The organism is Pseudomonas sp. OTU750018, from assembly GCF_011636575.1.
GTDB lineage: Bacteria > Pseudomonadota > Gammaproteobacteria > Pseudomonadales > Pseudomonadaceae > Aquipseudomonas > Aquipseudomonas peli.
Genome location: NZ_JAAPAU010000004.1, coordinates 423,521 through 448,987 on the forward strand (window position 1 = coordinate 423,521; position 25,467 = coordinate 448,987).

The following is a 25,467-nucleotide window of genomic DNA, read 5'->3' on the forward strand; positions in this document are numbered from 1 at the left end:
GTGTGGCTGCTTGCGGTCTTTGTACGCTTTTTGATCAGTCAATTATTTACCGTTAAAACAACAGGTTAGTCTGGTTATTCAGGGCGTTATGGGGTAGCGCTGAAGTTGTCCACGACTACTGTGGGTAGAGCTGTTGATAACTCTGGTATGACTGCCTGCAAGGCTTATAAAGCCTGGTTTTGCGCCCTTTGATCGATTTTTAAGCAGCGTGTAGAGGTCTCGAAATGCGTCATTTACGCTCTGCCGAGTCAAGCAATAATCGCGTTATTTCAAGGGTTTGCCGCAGGGCTGCGGCGCACGGTGGATAACTTATCCCAGGTTGCTGTGGAGCGATCTGTGGATAAGCTGAGCACGCATGCGTTCAGGCCACAGCAGGCGTGGTCTGAACGCGGTAGGTTGTTTTTTATACAGCGGCGAGTGGTCAGAGCCTTTCTACGATCTCGCGAGCTAGAGCACTGCAAGGCAAAAACAGGCGAGGAAGCGGAGTTTACGAGCTGTAAATGAGCATTCCGAGCCTGTTTTTAACGCAGTAGGGCCGACGCGCAGCAGATCGTAAAAGGCTCTTAGTCTTCTAGGGCGCTGATCTGCGTCGAACGCCCGAGCACCTGCAGGGCACGATCCGGGTAATCTGTGATCAGTGCGTTTGCCCCCAGATCAATCAGGCGGCGCATATCGGGCTGTTCGTTGATGGTCCACAGCTGCACATTCAGCCCACGTTGTGTGGCGGTCTTGAGCAAGCTCGGGCTGGCAATGGGTAGACCATCGTGGGCTTCGGGAATCTGCAGCGCCTGGTAGGACGGCGACAGCAGGCTGCCCAGACCGACCCAGTTGAGCGCCACCAGCAGGCGCACAGAGCCGGGGCCTGCAGAGGTGGCAACGCCCGGGCACTGTTCGCGGAACAGCTGCAGGCTGCGGTCATAGAAGCTGCCGACAATCACCTTGTCGCGTTGCTGGTGCACTTCAAGGGCATCACACAGCTGCGCTTCCATGCCGACATCCGGCACCTTGATTTCAATCACCTTGGGAATGCTGGGGAAACGTTCGAGCACTTCGGTAAAGGTCGGGATCCGCACGCCCTGGCCACGGTAGGGGTAGCTTTGGCCGCCATCGGCGCTCCAGCGGTAACCAGCGTCCAGCGCTTGCAACTGCGCCAGGCTGTGCGCGGCCACCGGGCCTTCGCCATTGGTGGTGCGATTCAGCGTACGGTCGTGGATCACCACCAGTTTGCCGTCACTGGACAGGTGCAGGTCCATCTCCAGCATGTCCACGCCCAGGGCGCTGGCACGCTCAAAGGCAAACAGGCTGTTTTCCGGCCACAGGCCTTTACCGCCGCGGTGGGCAATCACCAGCGGTCGTTCGGCAAAGCTGCTAAGCACTGCGGCTGGTTGGGCCGGTTTACTGGTCAGGGCCAGTACGCCGAGGGCGATGGCCAGTAACAGCAGTGGAACAGAGAGAAAGCGGGCAACGCGCAGCATGGTCAGGGTCCAGGGCAGTCAAGGGAGAGGAGGTTTAATACGCCTCGACTATGACAAAGCCATGGCGGCTGAGCGAGAGGCGAAATGCGCCAGCCTAGCGACCTTTGCGGTCAGGGGTGGTTGGCGTGGCGGATGCGGGTGGACGCTGGTCGTCCACCCGAGCCAGTCACTTAGCCGGCCAGCAGCCAGGCGCCGGTGACTGCCGAAGCCGCGCCGAGTAAGCGCACCACCGGTGCAGCGGCCTGGGGCAGCAGACGCACCAGTGCGTAGCCGCTGGCATGCAGGGCGGCGGTTGCGACCACGAAGCCGGCGGCATAGCCCCATGGGCTGGCCAGCGCCGGCAGCTCCAGGCCGTGGGCCACGCCGTGGGTCAGGGCGAACAGTGCAGTCAGGGCGATGGAAATAACCATTGGCAGGCGGATGGCCACGGCGACTAGAAGACCAAACGCCAGCACTGACGCGGCGATACCGGTTTCCATCAGCGGAATCTGCAAGCCGTTAAAGCCCAGCAGGCCGCCGATCAACATCGTGCCAACAAAGGTCAGCGGCAGCGCCCAGCGCGCCGCGCCGGATTGCTGTGCAGCCCACAGGCCGACGGCGAGCATGGCCAGCAGGTGGTCGAGGCCGAACACCGGGTGGGCCAGGCCGGCCATTAGCCCGGAGTGATCGTGGCCAGCGTGGGCGAAGGCCACTGCGGGGCTGAGAAACAGGGCGAGGGCGAACAGGGATTTACGCAGGTTCATGGGGTGTCTCCTTGACTGAATATGAGGCGCAATCAGGCTGCGTTGAGCATGCCGTGTCGTTCGATAAAGGCGATGATCTGCTCAAGCCCCTGGCCGATCTTCTGGTTGCTGAACACAAACGGCTTGTCGCCGCGCATCTTCAGGGTGTCGCGTTCCATCACCTCCAGCGAGGCGCCGACCAGCGGGGCCAGGTCGACCTTGTTGATCACCAGCAGGTCGGACTTGCAGATCCCAGGGCCGCCTTTGCGCGGTAGCTTGTCGCCGGCGGATACGTCGATCACGTAGATGGTCAGGTCCGACAGCTCCGGGCTGAAGGTAGCCGAGAGGTTGTCGCCGCCGGATTCGACGATGATCAGGTCCAGGCCGGGAAAGCGCCGGTTGAGTTGGTCGACCGCTTCCAGGTTGATCGAGGCATCTTCGCGAATCGCCGTGTGCGGGCAACCACCGGTTTCCACGCCGATGATGCGTTCGGGCGCCAGGGCCTCGTTGCGCACCAGAAACTGCGCGTCTTCCTGGGTGTAGATGTCGTTGGTCACCACGGCCAGGTTGTAGCGTTCGCGCAGGGCCAGGCACAGGGCCAGGGTCAGGGCGGTTTTGCCAGAACCGACCGGGCCACCGATGCCGACACGCAGGGGTTGGCTGTTCATCTTCAAGTCTTCCTTATCATCAAGAACGGAATAAACGGCTGTACTGACGCTCATGCGCCATGCTCGCCAGGGCCAGGCCAAAGGCGGCGCTGCCCCAGTGTTGCGGTTCTAACTCGCTAGCCTGGCGCTGCGCCTGATCGAGCAGCGGCAGCAGTTGCGAGGTCAGACGCTGGGCGGCTTGCTGGCCCAGCGGCAGGGTTTTCATCAGCACTGCCAGCTGGTTTTCCAGCCAGCCCCAGAGCCAGGCGGAGAGGGCATCTTGTGGCGCGATCTGCCAGGCACGCGCGGCCAGTGCCCAGCCGACGGCCAGGCCGGGTTCGTCGAGTTCGCCGAACAGCTGCTGCGCCGGCTGATCCAGCTCTGGTAAGCCTGTGAGCAGCTGCTGCAGGGAGTAGCCCATCTGCCGGCTTTCCAGGCGCAGCTCGCGGGTTTCGCGGCTGGCGCGTTGCTGTTCGGCCAAGTGACGTAGCTGAGCCCAGTTCTCGTTGGCAGCAGCCTGGCAATGGGCGAGTAGCAACGGCGCTTCAAACCGCGCGAGATTGAGCAGCAGCTGATCGGCAATCCAGCGCTGAGCGCTTTCCGCGTTATCCACCAAGCCTTGTTCCACCGCCATTTCCAGGCCCTGGGAATAGCTGTAGCCGCCAATCGGCAATTGCGGGCTGGCGAGCCTCAACAGCTGCCAAGCTTTATTCACTTGCGTGCACCGAATTGATGCAGGCGCGGCGCATAGCTGAATTCGGCATCGCCAGCATGGGAATGGTGATGGCCGCCGCCGTAAGCGCCTTGCTCGGGCTGGTAGGGGGCTTCGATCAGTTTCACCGTGGCGCCGAGTTGTTCGAGCATGGCCTTGAGCACGTAGTCATCCGGCAGGCGCAGCCAGCCATCGCCGAGTTGCAGAGCCACGTGACGGTTGCCCAGGTGGTAGGCGGCGCGCATCAACTCGAAGGCGTTGGCGCAGGTGACGTGCAGCAGCGGTTCGGTGCGGGCGATGACGCGTACGATGCGGCCGTCTTCGGCCTGCAGGCATTCGCCATCGTGCAAGGCGGGCTGGCCGCGTTCGAGGAACAGGCCGACATCCTCGCCTGTGCGGCTGTAGCAACGCAGACGGCTTTTGCTGCGGGCTTCGAAGCTCAGCTCGAGTTCAGCATCCCAGTGCGGCTGGGCGGCAATACGGCGGTGAATCACCAACATGGGGCAGTTTCCGGCAGGTCAATGCCGGTTATAGAGCAAGTGCCTTGCCAAACTGCTGCCTGGCCCACAGCGCGGGCTGTGTGGCGAGTGGTGTGCGTAACGAATGGGCATTCCAGGCTGCGCTTTGGTGCGTGCGCTATTTGCGTGCGCGATAGTGGTGCGCTCAGTGGTTGTGCTGCCCCAGGCCTTGCCAGTGCTTGGCGCCGATAAAGATAAAGCGTAGCTGCTCGATCATCTTCGCTTCGGGGGTGGCATGCCGCGGCAGGGCGCGTGCCGGTGGGTCGATCAGCTCGGGCAGTGTGGCAAACACGGTCTTAACCACCAGGTCGGCCAGCACGTTCTGCGCCGGGGTGTCGAAATGCTGCAATTTCGGCATCTGCGCGAGGTCCGCCACCAGGTCAGCGGTGATGCGTTCGCGCAGTGCGCCCACGGCCAGGCGTACGGGCAGCGAGCCGCCGTACTGCTCGCGGGCGAGAAACAGAAACTGTGAGCGGTTGGCCGCCACGGCATCGAGGAAAATCCGCACCGAGGCATCAATCACGCCGCCCAGCTCGAATTCGTGGTGGCGTACCTGGCGAATGGTTTCGCGGAAGGTTTCGCCCACTTCGGCCACCAAGGCCAGGCCGAGCGCATCCATGTCGTCAAAGTGCCGGTAGAACCCGGTAGGCACAATCCCGGCGCAGCGCGCGACTTCACGCAGACTCAAGCTGCCAAAGCCACGGCCGCTGTCCATCAGGCTGCGGGCGGCGTCCATCAGGGCGTGGCGGGTTTGCAGTTTTTGTTCGGCGCGCGGTTGTAGTGGTTTCAAACTTCGAGGCTCGGCATGGCGTTCAGCGCTGCACTCTAACAAAGCGGTGTTGCAGGCGTCGAACCGCAGCGTGTACGACTTTGAGTGTACATGTGTTGACTGAGTGCTTGTGATTCTGCCAGTCTAGTGAACAAATGTTCACTGGATTCTGTCATGACCCTGATCCCTTTTGCGTGGATGCGCGGCTGTACGCGCTTGCTTGCGCCCTTACGGGTGCTGGCGGCGCAGGGCTGGTTGCGCGAAAGCGATGTTGATGCTGGGCTGAAACTGCTGCACCCGGCGCTGCGCTTGAACCGGGTATTCGCCCGGGTCGTTCAGCGCCAGTGGGTGGCGGATGACATGCTCGAACTGACCCTGCAGGCCAACGGTAACTGGCGCGGCGCGCAGCCGGGTCAGCACCTGCAGCTGTTCCTTGAACGCAATGGCGTGCGCCTGAGTCGCAGCTACAGCCTGACGGCGGTGCAGCCGAATGGCTGCGTGCAGATCGCCATCAAGCATCAGGCCGGCGGCCGGGTGTCACCCTATTTACTGGAACACCTGGCGGTGGGTGATGTGCTGGAACTGGGTCCTGTGTATGGCGAATTGAGTTGGCCAGAGGCGCACGAGGGGGTGTTGTTGTTGGCGGCAGGCAGTGGCATCACGCCGTTGCTGGGCCTGCTGCGTACTGCGCTGGCGCAGGGGTTCAGTGCGCCGATCACCTTGCTGCATTACGTACGCGAGCAGGGCCAGCGCGGTTTTGTTGCCGAATTGCAGGCCCTGCAGGCGCAGCACAGCAACCTGCAGGTGCGTTGGTCACTGACCGCTGCCGGTGTTGGATCGGAAGGATCAGTTGGGCGTTTTACGGATAAGCATCTGGCCGATGTTGCGCAGTTGGATCAGCGCCGCGTCCTGGCCTGCGGCCCGGCGGGTTTTGTCGGCCAGGTGCAGCAGTGGTGGCAGGCCGCCAAACTGCCTGGCGCGCTGCAGGTTGAGGCCTTCACTGCACCCGTGCTGCGCGCTGATGTCAGCTTGCGCGCGGTGCGCTTGGGATTTGCCCGCAGCCATCAGCAGGCGACCGCCAATAATCAGCTCAGCTTGCTGGAACAGGCCGAAGCCCATGGCCTTAAGCCGGCCCATGGCTGTCGGCAGGGCATCTGTGCCAGCTGCACCTGTACGCTGCTCAGCGGCACGGTGCGCGATCTGCGCAGCGGGGCACTGTTTAGCGAGCCCGGACAACCCATTCGATTGTGCGTCAGCGCGCCCCACAGCGATGTCGACATTGATCTTTAACTTGCGAGGGAATCCCCATGCGTCGTGATCGCGAACTCTCCCTGGATGAAATGAACGCCTTCGGCAGCGAGCTGGACGCCCTGCGTCAGCGCACCCTGGCCGATCTGGGCGAGGTGGATGCGCGCTATATCCGCCGGATTCGCGCGGCGGTGCGGTTCTGTTGCTGGAGCGGACGTGGCCTGCTGATGCTCGGTTGGTTTCCGCCGACCTGGCTACTCGGCACCCTGCTGCTGGGGCTGGGCAAGATTCTGGAGAATATGGAGCTGGGGCATAACGTCATGCACGGCCAATACGACTGGATGAATGACCCCGATTTTGCCGGACGCAGCTACGAATGGGATATCGCCGGCCCGAGTGACTTCTGGCGGCACACCCATAACCACGTGCACCACACCTGGACCAATGTGCTGGGCATGGACGATGACGTGGGCTATGGCGTGGTGCGGCTGTTTCCCGAGCAGCGCTGGAAGCCGTTCTACCGTTGGCAGCCGCTGTGGGTGACGCTCCAAGCGCTGTTGTTCCAGTACTCGGTGGCTATCCAGCATCTGCGTCTGGACAAGGTCTACAAGGGCAAGCTGAGCAAGGCCGAAGTGCGTCCGCTGATCAAACAGTTCAACGCCAAGATACTGCGTCAGTGGGGCAAGGATTACCTGTTTTTCCCACTGCTGGCGCTGCTGATCGGCGCCAATGCCATGGCAGTGCTCGCCGGTAATGCCGTGGCCAACCTGATCCGCAACCTGTGGACTTTCACGGTGATCTTCTGCGGTCACTTTACCGAGCAGGCGGCGGTGTTCAGCAAGGAGTCGGTGATCGGCGAGAGCCTTGGGCACTGGTACCTGCGCCAGCTGCGCGGGTCCAGCAACCTGAATGGCGGACCGCTGTTCCATATTCTGACGGGCAACCTCAGCCACCAGATCGAACACCACCTGTTCCCCGATCTACCGGCGCGGCGCTATGCGGCGATGGCTGTGGAGGTCCGTGAGATCGCCGAGCGTTATGGTCAGGTCTATAACAATGGCAGCTTGTGGAGCCAGTTTTCGACAGTGCTCAAGCGGATCTGGATCTACCGCCGTCGCCCGGTCGAGGCTATGCCGGCTGGCGCTTAACTGCGCGATCCAAGCTGCGTAGGGTGGATGACGCTGTTTTCATCCACCATTCACCCTGAGTGACAGTCAGCGCGTAAACACGCACGTCAGATAACGGTTGCTAAAGCCGTACCGCAGCATCGAATACAGCCGGCTGAACAGGTACAGCGGGCGTTTGCGGTAATACAGCAGCACCGCATTGCCGACCCCTTCGCTGCGGTGCTGTTTCTGTTGATCGGCCTGTTTCGAGAATAAACCTTTGAACTGCCACCACTGAATCTGTTCCAAGTGCTGCCGGGCATGCAGCCCTTGCTGGCGGAACAGTGCATAAAAGCTGCGTTTGCTGAAGTCATGCAGGTGGTGCGGGTTACCGTCGAGGGTCGGGGTGATTGGTACTGACGCGATGACCTTGCCGCCTCCGGCCAATAAGCGTGCATAGTTGGCCAGCAGCACGTGCGGACGCGGCAGGTGCTCGATGGTTTCCAGGCTGACGATGCAGTCAAAGCCCTGCTCGCTGCTGAACTGTTCGGCATCTGCACATTCATAACGCAGGTTGGGCAGGTGGTAATGGTTGCGGGCGTAGGCAATGGCCGCCGGGTCGATGTCCACACCGGTAACCTGTTTGTCCGGGTTGCGCTCAGCCAGCAGGGCCGTGCCATAGCCGCAGCCGCAGGCCATATCCAGCACGCGCTGGCCGCTGAGGTGCAGGGCTGCAAACTCATAGCGCTGCATATGAATCTGCAGGCTGGCCTGGTCGTCCGGGTTCAGCGGATTGAGATCCTTCGGGTAAATCCGTTCGATGGTATGCATGGTCATGGCAGCGCAAAGAGAAGCCAGGACTATAGGCCAGGTGGCCCACTATTCCCACGCGCTGTATTGGCATGCTTCGTGGTTCAGTACTTTCTTTCTCGGCGGTATGACACAAGGATGGTTTGCAATGTCGACATCTTCTGCACCCCGTTATCCCCTGGTCCTGGTGCCAGGTTTACTCGGCTTTATCAGCCTGCTCGGTTATCCCTACTGGTACGGCATCGTCACGGCGCTGCGCCGCATCGGTGCAACAGTCTTCCCGGTGCTGGTGTCTTCGGTGCATTCGACTGAGGTGCGCGGCGAGCAACTGCTGCTGCGCATCGCCGATGTGCTGCAGGAGACCGGCGCAGAAAAGGTCCATCTGATCGGTCACAGCCAGGGCGCCCTGACGGCGCGTTACGCGGCCGCGCTAAAGCCCGAGTGGGTAGCGTCCGTCACCTCGGTCGCCGGGCCTAATCATGGCTCTGAATTGGCGGATTTTCTCAAACGCAAAGCCCCGCACGGCAGCTGGCGCGAGCGTTTGTTGGCGCGTCTGCTGCGTGGCGTAGCGCGGTGCATGGCCTGGTTGGAGCGCGGTTACAAAGGCGAACCACTGCCGATGGATGTGGCAGCGGCGCAGCAATCGCTGACCAGCGACGGCGTGGCTGCCTTTAATGTGCAGTATCCGCAAGGCTTGCCGGAGGTTTGGGGCGGTGAGGGCGCGGCTGAGGTTAACGGCGTGCGCTACTACTCCTGGTCCGGCACCATTCAGCCGGGTATCACCGATAAAGGCGGCAACCGCTTCGACGGGCCGAATGTCGCTTGCCGGATGTTTGCCAAAACCTTTCAGCGCGAGCCGGGGCAGTGCGACGGCATGGTCGGGCGCTACAGCTCACACCTGGGCACGGTGATTGGTGATCAGTACCCGATGGATCACTTCGACATCATCAATCAGACCTTCGGCCTGGTCGGCAAAGGCGCCGAGCCGGTAAAGCTGTTTGTCGAGCACGCAAAGCGTTTGGCGGCTGCCGGACTCTAGAGTTCGTTTAGCACGACCCAGATGCCCTGATCATCCTCGCGGATGACAAGCTCCTGCAGCGATTGCCCGGCGCAGGGGCCGGCGACGCATTCGCCGGACTCGATCAGAAACAGTGCGCCGTGGGTGGCGCACTGGATCATGCTGGCGCTGTGATCGAGAAACTGGTCGGGCAGCCATTCCAGTGGGATGCCACGGTGCGGGCAGCGATTGCGATAGGCATACAGCTGGCCGTCTTTGCGCACGGCAAACAGCTTCTCTCCCGCTATCTCAAAGCCCCGACTCTGGCCTTCGGCCACTTCATCCGGTGCACACAAACGCAACATAGGAACCTCCCCGACAGGTCGGCATTATGCCGCCCTGGCGTGGAAGTGAAAGAGGAGGGCGCATCCTTGCGCCAAGTGGAACGCTTTTTCGCGGCTAGTTGATCGCGCGCTAGACGTGTTGCTGGGTCAGATTTCCCAGACCAGATTGACGGCGGCGTGGCGGCCCGGCTGGGTATAGCGGCCCAGGCTGGCGCTGTTTTCGGTGATGCTGCGGACATCCCCCCACTGCCAGTATTGCTTGTCGCCCAGGTTGTACAGGCCGGCGTTGACCGAGAACTGCTCAGTCGCTTGCCAGTAGCCTGTCAGGTCGAGCAGGCCGTAGCCGGAGGGTTCGTACTGGTTGGCAATCTGGGTTTCGTCGACACGCTCCTTGGCCGCCACCAGAGTCCAGGCCAACTCGCCGCCGAACTGCCCGCTTGGCGCGTCATAGCCGAGACCGAACACTGCTTTTAGCGGATCAACACTGTTGATCGGCTGGCCGCTGGCTTCGTCCTTGCCGCGTGCATAAGCAATCGAGCTGCGTAGACGGGTGCCGTCCGGTAGGCCAACGCTGTTAAGGAATAATTCGCCCTTGGCTTCTGCGCCGCGGATGGTGACGCGATCCAGGTTCTGGTACTGGAAGGTCATGCGGCCGTTGCCAGTCGGATCATTGGCCAGGGTGACCTGCTCAATAAAGTCGTCGTAGCGGTTGTAGAACAGCGCCAGGCCGAAGCTGCCGGCGCTGTATTTACCACGCAGGCCGAGCTCGTAGCTGTCGCTGGTTTCGGCCTTGAGGTCGGGGTTGGCGATGGTCTGGTAGCCGCGGGCAAAGTTGATGAACTCACCGAAGATATCCACGGCATTGGGCGCGCGGAAGCCAGCGGCGTACTGGCCGTAAACGCTGTGGGCGTCATCGAGCTGGTAGGTCACGCCAAACTTGGGCGAGATTGCATCGTCTTTGTAATCAGCCGGATTGCTGTTGACCGGTTTACTGTTCAGGTATTCCTGAGTGACGTCGGGCTTCATCTCGTAGTGGTCGTAGCGCAAGCCCGGCAGAAGGGTCCAGCGACCAATCTCGATATTGTCCTGGGCAAATAGCGCGTACTCGGTGGACGTCGGGTCGGGGAAGTCGCTCAGGGGAAAGGTTTCATCGCCTGGGATGGCCGGCACCGGCAAACCATTGCTGGCGAAGACTTCGCGGCCGCGACGCAGGTCGCTGCTGTCCAGGCGTTTGACGTCGAAGCCGTAGATCAGTTGGTGTTTGGCAATGCCGGTTTCGAACAGTTTGTCGAACTTGGCATTGAATGCCCACAGCTTCTCCTGGTAGGTGGAGTCGCGGCTGCGCTCGCGCAGGGTGCCAGCACTGAAGCGGGTGTGCTCGGTGCGCTGGCGGATCTGACTGTCCTGATAGCTCAGCTGCCATTCGGCGCGGTCGGCGATCACGCTGCCTATCTCGAACTGATGTTGCAGGCTGACCCGTTGGCGATCGGTGGTGTCAGTTGCATCGGAGGTGCGCACGGTAGCGTTCGTGCTGTATTCGTTAAGCACCTGGGTGCTCGCGCTGTCTTCTAGGGTTTCGTAGGTCAACTGCAGGCGGTCGCTGTCGTTGTAGTTCCAGCCGAGCTTGCTCAGCAGGTTGTCGGCGCGGTAATCCTGCGGGTTAGCTTGCTCGCGTGCGGCACCGATGCCGCCACGCCCACCAAAGGTGTCCTGAGCCTGGCCATCGCGACGGCCGAGGTGCAATAGGCCATCGAACTGACCTTTGCGTGCGGCCAGGGTAGTGCTGCGCATCCAGCTGTCGTCGGCGCCGTTGTAACCGGTCTTGAGGCGCGCGTAGACGTCGTCACCCTCATCCAGATAGTCGCCTGCATCCTTGGTCAGGAAGCTCACCGCGCCGCCAATTGCGTCGCTGCCGTATAGCGAACTGGCGGGGCCGCGGATGATTTCCACCTGCTTCACGGTGTCTGGGTCGACGTAGTTGCGCCGCGCATCGAGGAAGGGGCCGAAGGTGAAGGCATCTGGGGTCGGCACGCCGTCCACCTGGGTCAGCACGCGGTTACCACCAATGCCGCGGATGGTGAAGCCCGCCAGGCCGAAGCGGCTGCCGGTGCCGCCGACGGTCACGCCGGGCTCATAGCGCACCAGGTCCTGAATGTTCTTCACGTTCTTCTGATCGATATCGCGTTCGGTCTGCACCGACACCGTGCTCGGCACCTGATCGAGGGTCTGTTCGGTGCGGGTGGCCGTGACGGTCACCGTGTCGAACTGGTTCGGCGCTTTCTCGGCGCCAAGGGTCAGCGATGGGCTGAGTAACAGCAGGGCAAGCCAGGGGCGGCGGGCGAATGGAGGACTTCTGTGCATGGGGACTCCAGGATCGTACGGGTGGTTTCTGTGACCACCGGGTTGGCATCGGCGGCAAACCTAAACGACATTGACATGCTAATGCAAATAATTATCAAATAGATCTAATTCGATTTGATTGGGCTTTTGCATGCTGCGTTTGTCGCTGTTTCTGCTGCTGTCGCTGGCGCTGCATGCCGCCGGCTGGCTGCTGCATGGCGAGGCGCAACCGCTTGCGTTGAGTGCGGCACAAACCCGCGAAGCGCCCCAGGTCTTACGCCTGGCTGCAGTGTTGCAACAGGCTGCGCCGGCGCCGGTCAAGCTGCCTGAGCAACAGCAACAGCAACAGCAACAGCAACAGCAACAGCAACAGCAACAGCAACAGCAACGCCAGGCGGTCGTGCCTAGAAAGTCTCCGGCACCTAAGCCTGTCGTGCAGGCGCCAGTGGCCAAGGCAAAGCCAGCGGTAGCGGCACAGCCAACTCAAAACCAGCCGGTACAAGCGCAGCCAACCGAGGCAACCCGTCAGTCGGCTGCGGTGCGTGCAGCGGCTCAAGCCGCGCCCGCCAAGCCGGTTGCCACAAAGCCGGTTGCTGAAGTGCTTAGCCGCAAACCGAGTTTCCGCGAGCCGCCCCGCCAGCCGAATTACCCGTCCCAGGCGCGGCGGCGTAATCAGCAGGGTGTGGTGCTGGTCGAGGTGCGTCTGGATGAGCGCGGCCAGCAACGCAGCCTGAACGTACTGCGCTCTTCGGGCGTGGAGAGTCTCGATCGCGCCGCTCTGGCGGCGGTTGCCAAGTGGCGCTTTCGTCCCGAAACCACCGGCGGTCAGGCTGTGCCTAGCCGTGTACAGATCCCTATTCAGTTCGCTTTGACGGCGAGCCGTTGATTAATCAGTGAGGAGTTTTCCATGAGTACACACGCCCAATCCGTCGCGCCCAGTAATGATCTGTATCTGGCTTGGCAGGTGCTGCGCAGCGAGCAGCCACGCTTACGCGCTCGCGATGCCGCCGAGCGTCTGGCCGTCAGCGAGGCCGAACTGGTGGCCAGCCGCCTTGATGTCGATGCTGTGCGCTTGCAGGCGGACTGGGCGCAGCTGCTGCCGGCATTGGGCGAGCTGGGTTATGTGATGGCGCTGACCCGCAATGAGCATTGCGTGCATGAGCGCAAAGGTTATTACCGTGAAGTGACGGTCACCGGTAATGGTCAGATGGGGTTGGTGGTCTCGGCCGATATCGACCTGCGTCTGTTCCTCGGCGGCTGGGCCAGTGTGTTTGCCATCGAAGAGCAAACCGGCAAAGGAACACAGCGCAGTATTCAGGTGTTTGACCGTCAGGGCACTGCGGTGCACAAGGTGTTTCTCACCGAAGACAGCCAGCTAAATGCCTGGGCGCCAGTGGTGGAACGTTTCCGCATGGCTGAGCAGAGCACCGAGCTGGATCTGCTGCCTTTGCCCCAGGTGCAGCCCGCGCAAGCCGATGCCCAAGTAGACGCGAATGCTCTGCGCGTGGGTTGGTCGACCCTCAAGGACACTCATCACTTCTTCGCCCTGCTGAAAAAGCACGGCGCTACACGCACCCAGGCGCTACGCCTGGCCGGAAGTGAGTGGGCCGAGCCGCTGGACGTGCACGAACTGCCCAAACTGCTGGAGCAGGCTGGGGCGCGTGAAGTGCCGATCATGGTGTTTGTCGGTAATCGCCACTGCATCCAGATTCATTCCGGCCCGGTGCGCAACTTGCGCTGGATGGACACCTGGTTCAACGTGCTCGATCCCGAGTTCAATCTTCATTTGCAGACCACTGGCGTGACCGAGCTGTGGCGGGTACGCAAGCCCAGCACCGATGGCGTGATCACGAGCTGGGAAGCCTTCGATGCCAATGGCGAGCTGGTGGTGCAGCTGTTTGGCGCGCGCAAACCGGGCGTCCCAGAGCGCGAAGACTGGCGCGCCCTGGCCGAAAGCGCGCCAGTGCTGGGGTGCTGAGATGAGCCAGTGGTGGAGTGCGATGGGGCCGCTGGGCTGGCCGCTGGCGCTGTGTTCGCTGCTGGCGCTGGCACTGATTCTGGAGCGCCTTAGCGTATTTTTGCGCTTGCAGCCGCTGAGCACTGCCGCCGGGCGTGCGGCTGTCAGCGCCTGCCGCACCTGTGAACGTGAGCACTGCAAAGGTCGTGCGCGTGGTTGGCGCTACGGCCTGGCGCTGTTGCTTAAACACAGCGCCTTGCCGGCTGTGCAGCGCGAAGAGCTGCTCGGCTGCTGGTTGCTGGAAGAGCGTCAGCGTCTCAACCGACAACTGCGCTTGCTGCAGCTGATCGGCATGCTGGCGCCCATGCTCGGGCTGCTCGGCACAGTGCTGGGCATGCTTGAGATGTTTGCCAATATCGCCGGGCAGAACAGCCCGGTGACCCCTGCTCTGCTCGCCGATGGATTGTGGCAGGCGCTGTACACCACGGTGTGGGGCTTGCTGATCGCCATACCGGCGCTGGCGGCAGGGCAGGGCTTTGCCTTGTGGGCCGAGCGTTATCTGGAGGGCGTGCAAGCGTTACTCAATCGCTGTCAGCTGGCATTGGATGGTCTGGAGCTGGAACTGCCGAGTAATCAGCCAGCCGCGCAGTGGGTGTTGTCGTGATCCGCCTGCCGGCTGCCAGCAATTCTCAGGGCAATCTGTTGCCCGATCTGACGCCGCTGCTCGATGTGATTTTTATCGTGCTGGTGTTCTTTCTGCTGACCGCGCAAACGCCACTGCTGGAGCTGCCTTTGCAGTTACCGCAGAGCCGCGAGGCGCTGCCCACCGCGAATGCCGGCAGTGGCGAACGCATGCAAATACAGCTCTCAGCCGAAGGTGCTTGGCGCTTTAACGGCGTACAGCAGGCGGATTTCACTAGGCTGCGCACTGAACTGACTGCAGCCTTTGTCGCCGACAGCACGGTAGGTCTGGACCTGGCGTTGGATCGTCAGGCACCGCTGTCGGCATTTCTCGATCTGATGGCCTTGCTGCAACAGCAGGGCATTCAGGACAGTCGCATTCTTCTAGAGGCCAACCATGAAACGCCTTAATACTTTGTTCGCCCTGGGCGCGAGCCTGTTGTCCTGTGCCTCGGCGATGGCCGCCGAGCCGTTGCCGCAACGCTGGATCAGTTCCGGCGGCTCGCTCAGCGAGTGGGTGGTGGCGTTGGGTGGCGAAAGCCGTCTGGTCGGGGTGGACAGTACCAGTCAGCATCCAGAATCGCTGCGCGCACTGCCGAGCATCGGTTATCAGCGCCAGCTGGCGGCCGAGGGCATGCTGACGCTGCGCCCGGATATGCTCATTGGCAGTGAAGAGATGGGCCCGCCGCCGGTGCTGGCGCAGTTGCGCGGCGCCGGGGTGTTGGTGGAAATGCTCTCATCCAAGGCGGATCTGAGCAGTTTGCAGGCCAGCTTGCAGCGCATCGGCACTCTGTTAGGTGAGCCGCAGCGTGCTGATCAGGCCTTTGCGGCCTATCAGCAGCGCTTGCAGCAGCAGGCCGACTGGCTGGTGAACGCGCAGCATCAGCAAGCAGCGCCGAGTGTGCTGCTGTTGCTCGGGCATGCCGGCGGTAGCCCGATGGCGGGCGGTAAGGACACCTCGGCCGATTGGCTGATCGAGCGCGCTGGCGGGCGCAACCTTGCCAGCCATAGCGGTTACAAGGCGATGTCCACCGAAGCCCTGCTGGCGCTTGATCCCGAGGTGGTGATCATCGCCGACCGCAGCCTGTCCGGTGACGCCGCGCGTGAGGCATTGCTGCAGCAGAACCCGGCGCTGGCGGCGACCCGGGCGGCACGTAATCAGCGCTTGTTGATGCTCGATCCGACGCTGCTGGTCGGTGGTCTCGGCCCGCGTTTGCCGGCTGGGCTGGCGGCCTTGTCCGCAGCCTTTTATCCTGCCAGCCAACCCCTGGTCGCCGAAGCTAAGCCCACGCCATGAATCCTGTTATTCGACCGCGCTCACTGTTTATCGCACTGGGCCTGTTGCTGGCGCTCGCGCTCTGGTTATCCCTGGCGCTGGGGCCGGTCAGCCTGCCGCTGCTCGATACTCTCAAGGCAGCGCTGCGCCTGCTTGGCCTGGCGCAACCGGGTGATGATCTGGCCCAGGCCGAATTGATCCTCGGGCAGATTCGTCTGCCGCGCACCCTTCTCGGGCTGCTGGTCGGCGCGGTGCTGGCGCTGTGCGGGGTGGCGATGCAAGGGCTGTTTCGTAACCCGCTGGCCGATCCTGGGTTGATCGGCGTATCCAGCGGCGCGGCACTCGGCGCGTCGATTGCGATTGTCGGCGGCGCTGCCCTTGGCGGTTTGCCGGAAGCCTTTGCACCTTATCTGTTGTCGTTGTTCGCCTTTATCGGCGGCCTTGGAGTGACGGCGCTGGTCTATCGTCTGGGCCGGCGTGACGGCGAAACCAATGTGGCGACCATGCTCCTGGCCGGCATTGCGCTAACCGCATTGGCCGGCGCGGCCATCGGCCTGTTCACCTACCTGGCCGATGACGCCACCTTGCGCACCCTGACGTTCTGGAACCTGGGCAGCCTGAATGGCGCCAGCTACGAGCGTCTGTGGCCGTTGCTGTTGGTCACGGCCGCCGTGGCGCTGTGGCTGCCACGACGGGCCAAGGCGCTGAATGCTTTGCTGTTGGGCGAGTCCGAAGCGCGCCATCTGGGCTTTGCTGTTGAGCGGATCAAGGCCGAACTGGTGTTCTGCACCGCCCTGGGCGTCGGTGCAGCGGTGGCGGCGGCGGGGATGATTGGCTTTATCGGCCTGGTGGTGCCGCATCTGGTGCGTCTGCTGGTGGGGCCGGATCATCGCGTGCTGTTGCCTGCGTCAGCGTTGGCGGGGGCCAGCCTGCTGCTGCTGGCAGATTTGGCTGCACGACTGGTGCTGGCGCCGGCTGAACTGCCGATCGGCATTGTCACGGCGTTGATTGGCGCGCCGTTCTTCCTTTACTTGTTGCTGCGAGGGCGTACCTGATGCTGCGCGCGGAAAATCTGGCGGTACAGCGCGGCCCGTGCACGGTGTTGGCGGATATCAACCTGGAACTGCGTCCGGGTGAAGTGCTCGGCGTGCTTGGGCCCAATGGCGCCGGCAAGAGCACCTTGCTCGGTGCGTTGTGTGGCGAGCTGCAGCCGAGCCACGGCGATGTATGGCTGGATCAACGGCGTTTACAGGACTGGCCCGGCAGCGAGCGTGCGCAACGTTTGGCGGTATTGCCGCAGACCTCGACGCTGAATTTTGCCTTTCGTGTGGAAGAAGTAGTCGGCATGGGCCGTTTACCCCATGCCAGCGGCCGCCTGCGTGATGCACAGATCATCAAGCAGGCGTTGGAAGCGGCTGATGCCTTGCACCTAGCCGGGCGTAGCTATCTGGCGTTATCCGGCGGTGAGCGTCAGCGCGTGCACCTGGCGCGGGTGCTGGCGCAGCTCTGGCCCGGTGGGGAAGGGCAGATGCTGCTGCTCGATGAGCCTACGTCGATGCTCGATCCACTGCATCAGCACACCACGCTGCAGGCCATTCGCGCTTTCGTCGAGCAGGGCGCGGCGGTGCTGGTGATTCTTCACGATCTCAACCTGGCCGCGCGTTACTGCGACCGCCTGTTGCTGTTGGAACGTGGTCGCCCTCATGCGCTCGGTAGCCCTGAGGACGTGCTGCGTGCCGAACCGCTTCAAGCCGTATTCGGTCTTGAAGTGCTGGTGCAGCGGCATCCAGAACGGGGTCATCCTTTAATTGTTGCTCGCTAAGGTCTTGTTTATGCGTATTGCGTTATTGCTGGCTGCCGCGCTGTTGAGTGCCTGTCAGGCCTCGTTACCTGCTTTACCCGCCTGGCAAAGCCCGGAAGGTTTACAGCATCCTGAGTTGGGTCAGATTGTCGATTTGCGCACCGGCGCGCAGCTGACGCCTGAGCAACTGCTGACGCGCTTGGCCGCGGCACCCAAAGTGCTGGTCGGCGAGCGGCATGACAATCCCGATCACCATGCGCTGCAGCTCTGGCTGTTGCGGGCACTGGCAGCGCAGCGGCCGCAAGGCAGTCTGCTGCTGGAAATGCTGACCCCTGATCAACAGGTCAAGATCGATCAGGTGCGCACTGCTATCGCGGCAGGGCAGGCGCCGCAGGACATCTTGGGTGCTTTGAACTGGCAGCTAGGCTGGGCTTGGTCGCTGTATGGGCCGCTGGTGCAGCATGCGCTGCGTCAGCCTTATCCGTTGCTGGCAGCCAACCTTGAGCGCCGCGAAGTCATGCAGATTTACGCCCAGGTGCCACAACTGCAAGGTTCGGCATCCACTGCGAAGCCAGTGCGTGAGGCGCTGTTTGAACAGATTCGCCAGTCGCACTGCAATCTGCTGCCGGAAAGTCAGTTGCCCGCCATGCTTGCCGTGCAGCAACAGCGGGATCGACGCATGGCCGAAGCCCTGCTGGCTGCGCCGGCGCCAAGTCTGCTGTTTGCTGGCGCCTTCCATGTGCGCCGTGAATTGGGTGTGCCGCTGCATCTGCAGGATTTAGGGGCAGCTGAAGGTGTGAAGGTGCTGATTTTGGCGGAGGTCGGCAGCCAGGTTGACGCTGAGTCGGCCGATTACGTCTGGTACACGCCAGCGCAACCTGAGCAGGACCACTGCGCAAAACTGCGACCCTAGCCCGATTTGCCTGCGGCTGAGCAGGTAGTCTGCGGTTTTCACCGGAGACTGCTGATGCCAGCCGCTGCCCACGCCCTGCTTACCCGCTACTTCAACGCCCTCAACGAGCGCGACAGCCGCGCCTGCCTGGCCCTGCTCAGCGACGATGTGTTGCTGGACATCAACCAGGGCCCGCGCGAGCAGGGAATAAAAGCCTTTGCCGACTATTTGGAGCGCACCCAGCGCTGCTACCGCGAAAGCATCGATAACCTGCAAATCCTCACCGAGCCAAGCGGGCAGCGCGCCGCTTGTGAGTTCACCCTGAGCGGCGAATACCTGAGCACCGATGATGGCCTGCCGGATGCCTGTGGCCAGAGCTATCAGCTGACGGCAGCAAGTTTCTTCGAAATTCGTGACGGCAAGATCTGCCGCGTAAGCCAGCATTTCAATCTGCCGGAATGGTTGGCGCAGGTCGATTTCTAAAGGCTGGTAAGCGTACTTTTCGACAGGCAAAAAAAGACCCGGCAAGAGCCGGGTCAATAACCGTGATTAGCCTGATGAGGAGATAATCTGAAGAGGCCGACTGAAGGTCTCTTAAGCTTATCGGCTGATCTCGCGACCAGTTGCGGTAATAATAACAATTCTCATTTTCAAGTCAACACCCTTAAGTAAACTTTTTTATTTGCCTGCCAACTACCTGCTCGGCCCATAAACAAACAACCCGACACGAGGTCGGGTTGTTTAGGCTGCAAGCGGGTTTCAGGACACTTCGGCTGGCAGGCGCAGCTGGGTGACTTCCTTGTTCAGTAGGTCGATGCGTTTGGCCATGCTCTCGATCAGGCTGTGGGCAATGCGCGGGTTGCTCTGCATCAGGCTGAGGAACTGCTCTTTGGGAATGACCATCACGGTGCATGGCTCGCTGGCCAGCACCGTGGCGCTGCGCTTCTCGCGGGTGAACACCGCCATGGCGCCGAAGATTTCATCCTTCTGCACGTCACCGACCTTGTGCCCGTCGACGTAGGCCTCGGCATGGCCTTCGATGATGATAAAGACGTTGTCGGCGACGTCGCCCTGATGGATCAGCTCTTCACCCGCAGCGAAATGCTGGAAGCCGGTGGAGGGGCGAATTTCTGGCTGTTTCAAGCGCGCCAGGGCATCGGACAACAGGGCGGTGTGGCCGATCAGGTACTGGATGAACAGTTCCTGGCGTTGTTCGCTGGCATAGATGTGTTTGAACACGTCGCTGCGTGAATAGGGAATCAGACTCAGCTGTTCCTCACTGCTGTAGCGGCAGCTGGGCATGTCCAAGCCTTGGCGCAAGCCTACCAGGTCGCCTTCCTGCAGATAAAACAGCGGACGCTCATCGACCACGGCATGCAACAGGCCATTTTCAATGATGAATAACTGATTGCCCGGCAGCATCTTGGATAGGTCTTCTGCGCGTTCAAGCTGTAGTGGCGATCCAGCAGGTGGAAGCCCATCGAGCAATTGAGTGGGGATGCTTTGTAGTCGGTTGATCAGCTGATCGGCGTAAGCCGGTTGCTCCCCGAGTAAATACATGAGCGAATATCCTTGAACTGGCTGGGCATACTAAACCGCACGAACGTCCCTAAAACAATAGTTGCCAGCGCGCTTCAGGTAAATCAAAAGCCTGAGAGGTTGTGAGCTAGCTCTTGTTGTGGGGTGAACTTTCATTGAGCTGGCCATTGAGTTCGGCTTTATGCCCAGGTGGGAGCTCGTTCCAGTGCACATCCAGCAGTGCGCCTTCAATCGCATACAACAGCACTTTAGATGCCCTGAAACCCCTTGCGCGAACGGCCCGGTAGGCGCTGACGGCCCCTAGCCGCCGCAGGTCATTCGCGCTGTGGATACCGACTGCGTGTAACCACTGAGCTGAGGTTTTGCCGAGGTTCTTCAAATGTTGCAGTTCATCGTTCATCAAGCCTCCTTGCGCTGTTGAGCCGTTATGCGGTGGAGTCAGTTTGGCGTACCTGCCAGAAAGTGTAGCGGCCAGCGGACAAAGCGTGGCTGTTTGGCATCACCCCAGATTTGCTGCAGCTCGGGCAGTAATTGGTACACCGGGTCCGTAGCATTTTCCTGCTCATAGCGCTGAACCGCCGACCAGGTACGCAGGTAGCCCAGCAGGTGTTCCAACGTCCAGCTGCTTTCGATCGCCGAGGCCGGCGGAGTGCATTGGGTAAAGGGATTGTCGATATCGCTGTAGCCGACATCGACACTGGCGCGGCCTGCAGGCCAATAGCCGCCGAGGGTATTCCAGTAAAGATCGTCGATCAGTGCGTCCAGCTCATCGTCAATGCGCATCAGGCCGTAACACCAGGCACAGAACACGCCGCCAGGCTTGAGCAGGCGACGCACTTCGCTGAAGAACGCTGGAGTGGCGAACCAGTGCAGTGCCTGCGCTACCACGATCAGGTCCAGGCTGTGATTAGGCAGCGGTTGCGCATGCGCTTCGGCGATGAACCGTTGCACCCCCGCGTAATTCTTGCCGGCTACCACTTGCTTGAGGCTGGCATCACTGGCCAGCACCTGCTTGAAATGCTGCCGCAGTGGGCGACTGGCCTGCCCGCTGCCGCACGCAATGTCCAGTGCCCGTTGGTGTGAAGCACATTGCGCGGCCAGCCAGGAAAACAGACTGGCTGGATAGTGCGGGCGAAAACTGGCGTAAGCATCTGCTCGGGCGCCGAACAGTTGGCTCACATCGTTGCCGCTCACCGGGTGTTATAGCGCAGGCGGGTGCCGAAATTAACCGACATCAGAATCTCGTCAGCTGTCAGTTCGACGGGGAAGTAAGCGCCAGAAATCTGCGCGTGGGCCAGGCTGGCACCTTGCAGTTGAGCGTCGCGCAGGTCCAGACCGCGTAAATCTGCGCCGCGGAAGTAAGCGTTGGTGAAGTTGATGCCCTGTGCGTCAAGGGCGCGCAGGTCAAGCCCGCGAAAATCACCGTCGCTCAGGTCGACGATGACATCCTTGGGCTTCTGAGCATTGAAGGCTGAGATTTTTTCATTGTGGATCAGGGCATACAACGGGTTATCCAGTTGTCTGGGCTGACTCATGGGGCATCTCCATATGAGGGTTATCCTCAGTATAGAAGTCGCGGCGCGCTCTGCTCGCGCTGCGGATGCGTTTCCCTGAACTGATTAAACGCCCGGCAAGCGCTGACGAATACGTGCGATCAGGGTATCTAGGCTGGCGCTTTCGTGGGTGTCGACGCGCTTGCTGTGCAGCAGCTCCTGCTCACTCAGTGCTTCGCGGCTGGCGTGTTGGGCCTTTACAACGTCCATGGTGGCGTCGGACGGGTCGTTGCCGGCGGCGTTGCGTTGCTCCAACCAACTGGCAATTACTTCATCTGGGGCGTGGCATTCCAGAATAAGAAAAGGTGCGCCGCAGTTCTCTGCGACCTGGCCCGCCGCGTCGCGCTGTGCGTGCTTCAGGTAAGTGGCGTCGATCACGACCGGAAAACCAGCGCGCAATGTGGCTTCGGCGAGCTGGTGCAGGCGTTGGTAGGTGGCGGCACTGGCGTCTTGGGTGTAGATCCCGGCGCTGAGCTTGCCGAGGTCGGCATCTTTCTGTTCACCGAACAGGCGTTTGCGTTCCACATCCGAACGCAGGCGAACAGCGCCGAGCGCTTCAACCAGACGCATGGCCACATGGCTTTTGCCGACAGCGGAAACACCGTGGGTAATGGCCAGGAAGCTTGATGGGATGGCGCTGTAGCTTTCTGCCAGGTTGGCGTAGTTGCGGTACCGGCGCAGGGTCACGGCCTTTTGCACAGCATCGGTCTGATGGGCCAGGCTAAACAACGCAACCTTGGCGCGTACCAGGGCGCGATAGGCTTTGTAGAAATTCAGCAGCTCCAGAGCGGCGTAATCACCGGTGTGCTCCATCCAGCCATTGACGAAGCGCCAGGCATGGGCCTTGAGGCCCCGGTCTTCCAAGTCCATCGCGAGGAAAGCGGCGTCCGAGGCGATGTCGATCAGGCGGAACGGTTCGTTGAATTCAATGCAGTCGAACAGCACCACTTGATCGTCCAGCAGTGTGGCATTACCCAGATGGATGTCGCCGTGGCATTCGCGAATCGAGCCATTGGCCGCGCGTGCGGCCAGCAGCGGTTCAAGGCGCGCGCAGTTAGCTTCGGTCCAGGCTTCAAGGGCTTCCAGTTGCTGCAGGTCGGCTGCGTCGCTGAGCATTGGACGGATCTGTTCGAAGTTCTGCCGCATGGGGGCGACGATTGCTTCAGGGGTACATAACGCATGGCTGGCTGCGACGGCTGGGGTCGAACCGTGGAAGTCGGCAATCTGTTTGGCCAGGGCATCGATGTGCGCTTCGCTCAGTTCACCACGCGCCTGCACCTCACTGAGTAGCTGGCTTTGTGGGAATTGACGCATTTTCAGCGCGTATTCGATGACAGGACCGTCGCTGCCAAATTGCGGTGCATCGACGCTGCCGCTGATCGGCAGTACTTCCAGGTAAAGACCCTGGGTCAGGCGTTGGTTGAGGCGCAGCTCTTCCTTGCAGAAGTGTTCGCGTGCGCTCAGCTCGGTGAAGTCGAGAAAGCCGAAATTCACCGGTTTCTTGAGCTTGTAGGCAAAGGGGCCGGTGAGCACCACCCAGGAAATATGGGTTTCGATGACCTGGAACTGCTCTACAGGATGAGGGTAGAGGGCCGGGTTCTGCAGTGCGGTGATCAGAGCTTGGCTCACGGGCGATCCTTGGCGTTGTGCTGATATAAGAGGCGGCCATTATGGCCGCTCAACGCCAGTCTGCAAACCGCTGAGCTGGCCTGCTGGCAAGTGGGCAAAGTGCGTATAATGCCGCGCCATGACTCGTACCCGATCTTCCCGTCCCCGTTCTAAACGCCGTTCCGGCGGTATGCGCCCCTGGTTGGGCTGGGCTATCAAGCTCGGTCTGGTTGGTTTGGTGGTGCTTGCCGTGTTTGCGGTTTATCTCGATGCTGTGGTGCAGGAGAAGTTCTCCGGCAAGCGCTGGACTGTGCCCGCCAAGGTCTATGCCAGGCCGCTGGAGTTGTTCGTTGGGCAGAAACTGGCCAAGGATGACTTCCTCAAGGAGCTGGATGCCTTGGGCTATCGCCGTGAAAGCGCGGTGGCTGGCCCCGGCGGTGTGTCGGTGGCGGGCAACAATATCGAGCTGCATTCACGCGGCTTTCAATTCTATGAAAGCACCGAGCCGTCGCAGCGCGTGCGCGTGCGCTTCTCCGGTGACTATGTCGCGGGCCTGACGCAGGCCGGGGGCGGCAACCTGGCAGTAGCCCGGCTTGAACCGTTGCTGATTGGCGGGCTGTATCCGGCGCATCAGGAAGACCGCGTGCTGATCAAGCTGGAGCAGGTGCCGCCTTATTTGGTGGAAACTCTGGTCGCGATTGAAGACCGTGAGTTCTTCAATCATTTCGGTGTGTCGCCCAAAGGCATTGCCCGCGCCGTATGGATCAACGCCACTGCCGGTCAGCTGCGCCAGGGGGGCAGTACCCTGACTCAGCAGTTGGTAAAGAACTTCTACCTGACCAACGAGCGCACTCTGGTCCGCAAGGCTACCGAAGCCATGATGGCGGTGTTGCTGGAGTTGCATTACGACAAGAAGGACATCCTTGAGGCCTACCTCAACGAGGTTTTCCTTGGTCAAGATGGCCAGCGTGCAGTGCACGGTTTTGGCTTGGCCAGCCAATACTTCTTCAGCCAGCCTCTCTCCGAGTTGAAACTTGATCAAGTCGCACTGCTGGTCGGTATGGTCAAAGGGCCAACCTACTACAACCCGCGGCGCAACCCGGAGCGGGCGCTGGAACGGCGCAATCTGGTGCTTGATGTACTGGCCGCACAGGGTGTCGCCAGTGTTGAAGAAGTGGATGCCGCGAAGCAGAAACCGTTGGGTATCACGCGGCGCGGTAGCTTGGCAGGCAGCTCGTTCCCAGCCTTCCTTGACCTGGTCAAACGCCAGCTGCGCGAGGATTACCAGGAGCAGGACCTCACTGAAGAAGGTCTGCGCATTTTCACCAGCTTCGATCCGATCATGCAGCTGAAAGCCGAAAGTGCGTTGGCCGGCACGCTGAAGCGTTTGTCTGGGCGCAAAGGGGTTGATCAGGTGGAAGCGGGCATGGTGGTGACCAGCCCAGAAAGTGGCGAGGTGCAAGCCATTATTGGTAGCCGTCAGCCACGCTTTGCCGGTTTCAACCGTGCGCTGGATGCGGTGCGGCCAATTGGCTCGCTGATCAAACCGGCCATCTACCTGACCGCGCTGGAGCGGCCGAGCCAATACACTCTGACCAGTTTGCTTGAAGATCAGCCCTTCTCGATCAAGGGTCAGGACGGTCAGGTGTGGCGCCCACAGAACTATGACCGCAAGGCCCATGGCACCATTTACCTGTACCAGGGCTTGGTGAACTCCTACAACCTGTCGACCGCCAAGTTGGGGCTGGAAATCGGCGTGCCGGAAGTGCTGAAGACCCTTAACCGTTTAGGTGTTGAGCAGGAATGGCCTGCCTATCCGTCGATGCTGCTGGGCGCTGGCGGGTTGAGCCCGATGAGCGTGGCGAGCATGTACCAGACCTTGGCCAATGGCGGTTTCAATACGCCGTTGCGCGGTATTCGTGCGGTGTTGACGGCGGAGGGTGAACCCCTCAAACGCTACCCGTATCAGATTCAGCAGCGCTTCGACAGCGGTGCCATTTACCTGCTGCAGAACGCCATGCAACGCACGATGTCAGAAGGCACTGGGCGCTCGGTCTACAGCCAACTGCCGCGTTCGTTGGCACTCGCCGGTAAGACCGGCACCAGTAACGACTCCCGTGACAGTTGGTTCGCCGGCTTCAGCCAGGATGTCCTGGCCGTGGTTTGGTTGGGGCGTGATGACAATGGCCCGACACCGCTGACCGGTGCGACCGGTGCGCTGCAGGTGTGGACGGACTTTATGCGTCAGGCCGATCCGTTGCCGCTGGATATGCCTGTACCGGACAACGTGGTGCTGGCCTGGGTGGATGCGAGCAGCGGCCAAGGAACGGACCCGAGTTGTCCGAATGCAGTACAGATGCCGTATATTCGCGGCAGCCAGCCTGTCGCCGGGCCGGCCTGTGGTATTCAGGCGCCGGTCAATGAAGTGATGGATTGGGTACGCGGCTGGTTGGATTAAGCGAAGAGGGTGTG

Annotated in this window: 27 protein-coding genes; 13 read left to right on the forward strand and 14 right to left on the reverse strand. The window is 61.3% G+C overall.

The window, feature by feature from the left end; genetic code table 11:
* Positions 1–563 precede the first annotated feature (563 nt).
* The 6 genes from HCI85_RS20650 to HCI85_RS20675 all read right to left on the reverse strand — a co-directional run bounded on the left by HCI85_RS20650 (position 564) and on the right by HCI85_RS20675 (position 4,810).
* Positions 564–1,475: a glycerophosphodiester phosphodiesterase gene (locus HCI85_RS20650; RefSeq protein ID WP_167147807.1), complete on the reverse strand. Its 912-nt coding sequence runs from the start codon at positions 1,473–1,475 to the stop codon at positions 564–566.
* 170 nt (positions 1,476–1,645) lie between these two features.
* Positions 1,646–2,218, reverse strand: a complete 573-nt coding sequence (locus HCI85_RS20655; protein ID WP_167147810.1) for a HupE/UreJ family protein — start codon at positions 2,216–2,218, stop codon at positions 1,646–1,648.
* Between the two features lie 32 nt (positions 2,219–2,250).
* Positions 2,251–2,865 (reverse strand): urease accessory protein UreG, encoded by a 615-nt coding sequence (gene ureG, locus HCI85_RS20660; protein ID WP_167147813.1) that lies wholly within the window; start codon positions 2,863–2,865, stop codon positions 2,251–2,253.
* A 19-nt stretch (positions 2,866–2,884) separates the two neighbouring features.
* Positions 2,885–3,559 carry an urease accessory protein UreF gene (locus tag HCI85_RS20665; RefSeq protein WP_167147816.1) on the reverse strand — a complete coding sequence of 225 codons (675 nt, stop codon included), beginning with the start codon at positions 3,557–3,559 and terminating at the stop codon, positions 2,885–2,887.
* Entirely contained in the window at positions 3,556–4,056 is a 501-nt protein-coding gene (gene ureE / locus HCI85_RS20670; protein WP_167147819.1) for an urease accessory protein UreE, read from the reverse strand. Before ureE ends, HCI85_RS20665 begins: the two co-directional genes overlap by 4 nt.
* 163 nt (positions 4,057–4,219) lie before the next feature.
* Positions 4,220–4,810, reverse strand: coding sequence for a TetR family transcriptional regulator (locus HCI85_RS20675; protein WP_160090197.1), 591 nt, complete (start codon positions 4,808–4,810; stop codon positions 4,220–4,222).
* 207 nt (positions 4,811–5,017) lie between these two features.
* Here HCI85_RS20675 and HCI85_RS20680 point away from each other — a divergent pair, with 207 nt between their 5' ends.
* Together HCI85_RS20680 and HCI85_RS20685 are read left to right on the forward strand one after the other, a co-directional pair.
* Positions 5,018–6,133, forward strand: coding sequence for a ferredoxin reductase (locus tag HCI85_RS20680; protein WP_167147822.1), 1,116 nt, complete (start codon positions 5,018–5,020; stop codon positions 6,131–6,133).
* Positions 6,134–6,150: 17 nt separating this feature from the next.
* On the forward strand, positions 6,151–7,239 hold the full coding sequence (locus HCI85_RS20685) for a fatty acid desaturase family protein (RefSeq protein ID WP_167147825.1): 1,089 nt from the start codon (positions 6,151–6,153) through the stop codon (positions 7,237–7,239).
* 66 nt (positions 7,240–7,305) lie between these two features.
* On the opposite strand, the gene HCI85_RS20690 is transcribed toward HCI85_RS20685, so the two are convergent.
* Positions 7,306–8,034, reverse strand: a complete 729-nt coding sequence (locus HCI85_RS20690) for a class I SAM-dependent methyltransferase (protein ID WP_241693823.1) — start codon at positions 8,032–8,034, stop codon at positions 7,306–7,308.
* Between the two features lie 121 nt (positions 8,035–8,155).
* On the opposite strand from HCI85_RS20690, the gene HCI85_RS20695 reads away from it, so the two are divergent.
* Positions 8,156–9,046, forward strand: a complete 891-nt coding sequence (locus tag HCI85_RS20695) for an esterase/lipase family protein (RefSeq protein ID WP_167147829.1) — start codon at positions 8,156–8,158, stop codon at positions 9,044–9,046.
* On the opposite strand, the gene HCI85_RS20700 is transcribed toward HCI85_RS20695, so the two are convergent.
* Together HCI85_RS20700 and HCI85_RS20705 are read right to left on the reverse strand one after the other, a co-directional pair.
* Positions 9,043–9,369 (reverse strand): Rieske (2Fe-2S) protein, encoded by a 327-nt coding sequence (locus HCI85_RS20700; protein WP_167147832.1) that lies wholly within the window; start codon positions 9,367–9,369, stop codon positions 9,043–9,045. The genes HCI85_RS20695 and HCI85_RS20700 overlap by 4 nt on opposite strands.
* A 126-nt stretch (positions 9,370–9,495) precedes the next feature.
* A complete protein-coding gene (locus HCI85_RS20705) occupies positions 9,496–11,709 on the reverse strand; it encodes a TonB-dependent hemoglobin/transferrin/lactoferrin family receptor (protein WP_167147835.1) in 2,214 nt (737 codons plus the stop codon).
* A 130-nt stretch (positions 11,710–11,839) separates the two neighbouring features.
* Here HCI85_RS20705 and HCI85_RS20710 point away from each other — a divergent pair, with 130 nt between their 5' ends.
* From HCI85_RS20710 to HCI85_RS20750, 9 genes are read left to right on the forward strand one after another with little or no spacing between them, the layout of a single operon-like run.
* Entirely contained in the window at positions 11,840–12,574 is a 735-nt protein-coding gene (locus tag HCI85_RS20710) for an energy transducer TonB (RefSeq protein WP_167147839.1), read from the forward strand.
* Between the two features lie 21 nt (positions 12,575–12,595).
* A complete protein-coding gene (locus tag HCI85_RS20715) occupies positions 12,596–13,666 on the forward strand; it encodes a hemin-degrading factor (protein ID WP_167147842.1) in 1,071 nt (356 codons plus the stop codon).
* 1 nt (position 13,667) lies between these two features.
* Entirely contained in the window at positions 13,668–14,309 is a 642-nt protein-coding gene (locus HCI85_RS20720) for a MotA/TolQ/ExbB proton channel family protein (RefSeq protein WP_167147846.1), read from the forward strand.
* Positions 14,306–14,737: an ExbD/TolR family protein gene (locus HCI85_RS20725; RefSeq protein WP_167147849.1), complete on the forward strand. Its 432-nt coding sequence runs from the start codon at positions 14,306–14,308 to the stop codon at positions 14,735–14,737. The genes HCI85_RS20720 and HCI85_RS20725 overlap by 4 nt, the downstream gene beginning before the upstream one ends.
* Entirely contained in the window at positions 14,724–15,623 is a 900-nt protein-coding gene (locus HCI85_RS20730; protein ID WP_167147852.1) for an ABC transporter substrate-binding protein, read from the forward strand. Before HCI85_RS20725 ends, HCI85_RS20730 begins: the two co-directional genes overlap by 14 nt.
* A complete protein-coding gene (locus HCI85_RS20735) occupies positions 15,620–16,657 on the forward strand; it encodes a FecCD family ABC transporter permease (RefSeq protein ID WP_167147855.1) in 1,038 nt (345 codons plus the stop codon). Before HCI85_RS20730 ends, HCI85_RS20735 begins: the two co-directional genes overlap by 4 nt.
* On the forward strand, positions 16,657–17,424 hold the full coding sequence (locus HCI85_RS20740; RefSeq protein ID WP_167147858.1) for a heme ABC transporter ATP-binding protein: 768 nt from the start codon (positions 16,657–16,659) through the stop codon (positions 17,422–17,424). The genes HCI85_RS20735 and HCI85_RS20740 overlap by 1 nt, the downstream gene beginning before the upstream one ends.
* Positions 17,425–17,434: 10 nt before the next feature.
* The gene (locus HCI85_RS20745; RefSeq protein ID WP_167147861.1) at positions 17,435–18,316 is read left to right on the forward strand and encodes a ChaN family lipoprotein; all 882 of its coding nucleotides are present in this window, start codon (positions 17,435–17,437) and stop codon (positions 18,314–18,316) included.
* Between the two features lie 54 nt (positions 18,317–18,370).
* Positions 18,371–18,778: a nuclear transport factor 2 family protein gene (locus tag HCI85_RS20750; protein WP_090256023.1), complete on the forward strand. Its 408-nt coding sequence runs from the start codon at positions 18,371–18,373 to the stop codon at positions 18,776–18,778.
* A gap of 276 nt (positions 18,779–19,054) precedes the next feature.
* On the opposite strand, the gene HCI85_RS20755 is transcribed toward HCI85_RS20750, so the two are convergent.
* The 5 genes from HCI85_RS20755 to HCI85_RS20775 all read right to left on the reverse strand — a co-directional run bounded on the left by HCI85_RS20755 (position 19,055) and on the right by HCI85_RS20775 (position 23,016).
* Positions 19,055–19,855 (reverse strand): Crp/Fnr family transcriptional regulator, encoded by an 801-nt coding sequence (locus HCI85_RS20755; RefSeq protein ID WP_167147864.1) that lies wholly within the window; start codon positions 19,853–19,855, stop codon positions 19,055–19,057.
* A gap of 106 nt (positions 19,856–19,961) precedes the next feature.
* Complete coding sequence (locus HCI85_RS20760; protein ID WP_090256025.1) at positions 19,962–20,234, reverse strand: TfoX/Sxy family protein; 273 nt, start codon at positions 20,232–20,234, stop codon at positions 19,962–19,964.
* A gap of 38 nt (positions 20,235–20,272) precedes the next feature.
* Positions 20,273–21,013: a class I SAM-dependent methyltransferase gene (locus HCI85_RS20765; RefSeq protein WP_241693824.1), complete on the reverse strand. Its 741-nt coding sequence runs from the start codon at positions 21,011–21,013 to the stop codon at positions 20,273–20,275.
* Positions 21,014–21,024: 11 nt separating this feature from the next.
* Positions 21,025–21,369 carry a pentapeptide repeat-containing protein gene (locus tag HCI85_RS20770; RefSeq protein ID WP_090256027.1) on the reverse strand — a complete coding sequence of 115 codons (345 nt, stop codon included), beginning with the start codon at positions 21,367–21,369 and terminating at the stop codon, positions 21,025–21,027.
* Positions 21,370–21,453: 84 nt separating this feature from the next.
* Entirely contained in the window at positions 21,454–23,016 is a 1,563-nt protein-coding gene (locus HCI85_RS20775) for a bifunctional aminoglycoside phosphotransferase/ATP-binding protein (protein WP_167147870.1), read from the reverse strand.
* A 118-nt stretch (positions 23,017–23,134) separates the two neighbouring features.
* Between HCI85_RS20775 and mrcB the strand changes: the two genes are divergently transcribed.
* Entirely contained in the window at positions 23,135–25,453 is a 2,319-nt protein-coding gene (gene mrcB / locus HCI85_RS20780) for a penicillin-binding protein 1B (RefSeq protein ID WP_167147873.1), read from the forward strand.
* Positions 25,454–25,467: the final 14 nt, after the last annotated feature.

Excerpts from the sequence above, each read along its gene's own strand:
- HCI85_RS20730 (WP_167147852.1), top strand. The coding sequence starts at position 14,724 with ATGAAACGCCTTAATACTTTGTTCGCCCTGGGCGCGAGCCTGTTGTCC.
- HCI85_RS20675 (WP_160090197.1), bottom strand. The coding sequence starts at position 4,810 with ATGGACGCCGCCCGCAGCCTGATGGACAGCGGCCGTGGCTTTGGCAGC.
- HCI85_RS20695 (WP_167147829.1), top strand. The coding sequence starts at position 8,156 with ATGTCGACATCTTCTGCACCCCGTTATCCCCTGGTCCTGGTGCCAGGT.
- ureE (WP_167147819.1), bottom strand. The coding sequence starts at position 4,056 with ATGTTGGTGATTCACCGCCGTATTGCCGCCCAGCCGCACTGGGATGCT.
- HCI85_RS20655 (WP_167147810.1), bottom strand. The coding sequence starts at position 2,218 with ATGAACCTGCGTAAATCCCTGTTCGCCCTCGCCCTGTTTCTCAGCCCC.
- HCI85_RS20705 (WP_167147835.1), bottom strand. The coding sequence starts at position 11,709 with ATGCACAGAAGTCCTCCATTCGCCCGCCGCCCCTGGCTTGCCCTGCTG.
- HCI85_RS20685 (WP_167147825.1), top strand. The coding sequence starts at position 6,151 with ATGCGTCGTGATCGCGAACTCTCCCTGGATGAAATGAACGCCTTCGGC.
- HCI85_RS20735 (WP_167147855.1), top strand. The coding sequence starts at position 15,620 with ATGAATCCTGTTATTCGACCGCGCTCACTGTTTATCGCACTGGGCCTG.
- HCI85_RS20650 (WP_167147807.1), bottom strand. The coding sequence starts at position 1,475 with ATGCTGCGCGTTGCCCGCTTTCTCTCTGTTCCACTGCTGTTACTGGCC.
- HCI85_RS20690 (WP_241693823.1), bottom strand. The coding sequence starts at position 8,034 with ATGACCATGCATACCATCGAACGGATTTACCCGAAGGATCTCAATCCG.
- HCI85_RS20755 (WP_167147864.1), bottom strand. The coding sequence starts at position 19,855 with ATGTATTTACTCGGGGAGCAACCGGCTTACGCCGATCAGCTGATCAAC.
- HCI85_RS20740 (WP_167147858.1), top strand. The coding sequence starts at position 16,657 with ATGCTGCGCGCGGAAAATCTGGCGGTACAGCGCGGCCCGTGCACGGTG.
- HCI85_RS20700 (WP_167147832.1), bottom strand. The coding sequence starts at position 9,369 with ATGTTGCGTTTGTGTGCACCGGATGAAGTGGCCGAAGGCCAGAGTCGG.
- HCI85_RS20770 (WP_090256027.1), bottom strand. The coding sequence starts at position 21,369 with ATGAGTCAGCCCAGACAACTGGATAACCCGTTGTATGCCCTGATCCAC.
- HCI85_RS20745 (WP_167147861.1), top strand. The coding sequence starts at position 17,435 with ATGCGTATTGCGTTATTGCTGGCTGCCGCGCTGTTGAGTGCCTGTCAG.
- HCI85_RS20750 (WP_090256023.1), top strand. The coding sequence starts at position 18,371 with ATGCCAGCCGCTGCCCACGCCCTGCTTACCCGCTACTTCAACGCCCTC.
- mrcB (WP_167147873.1), top strand. The coding sequence starts at position 23,135 with ATGACTCGTACCCGATCTTCCCGTCCCCGTTCTAAACGCCGTTCCGGC.
- HCI85_RS20715 (WP_167147842.1), top strand. The coding sequence starts at position 12,596 with ATGAGTACACACGCCCAATCCGTCGCGCCCAGTAATGATCTGTATCTG.
- HCI85_RS20680 (WP_167147822.1), top strand. The coding sequence starts at position 5,018 with ATGACCCTGATCCCTTTTGCGTGGATGCGCGGCTGTACGCGCTTGCTT.
- ureG (WP_167147813.1), bottom strand. The coding sequence starts at position 2,865 with ATGAACAGCCAACCCCTGCGTGTCGGCATCGGTGGCCCGGTCGGTTCT.
- HCI85_RS20710 (WP_167147839.1), top strand. The coding sequence starts at position 11,840 with ATGCTGCGTTTGTCGCTGTTTCTGCTGCTGTCGCTGGCGCTGCATGCC.
- HCI85_RS20720 (WP_167147846.1), top strand. The coding sequence starts at position 13,668 with ATGAGCCAGTGGTGGAGTGCGATGGGGCCGCTGGGCTGGCCGCTGGCG.
- HCI85_RS20760 (WP_090256025.1), bottom strand. The coding sequence starts at position 20,234 with ATGAACGATGAACTGCAACATTTGAAGAACCTCGGCAAAACCTCAGCT.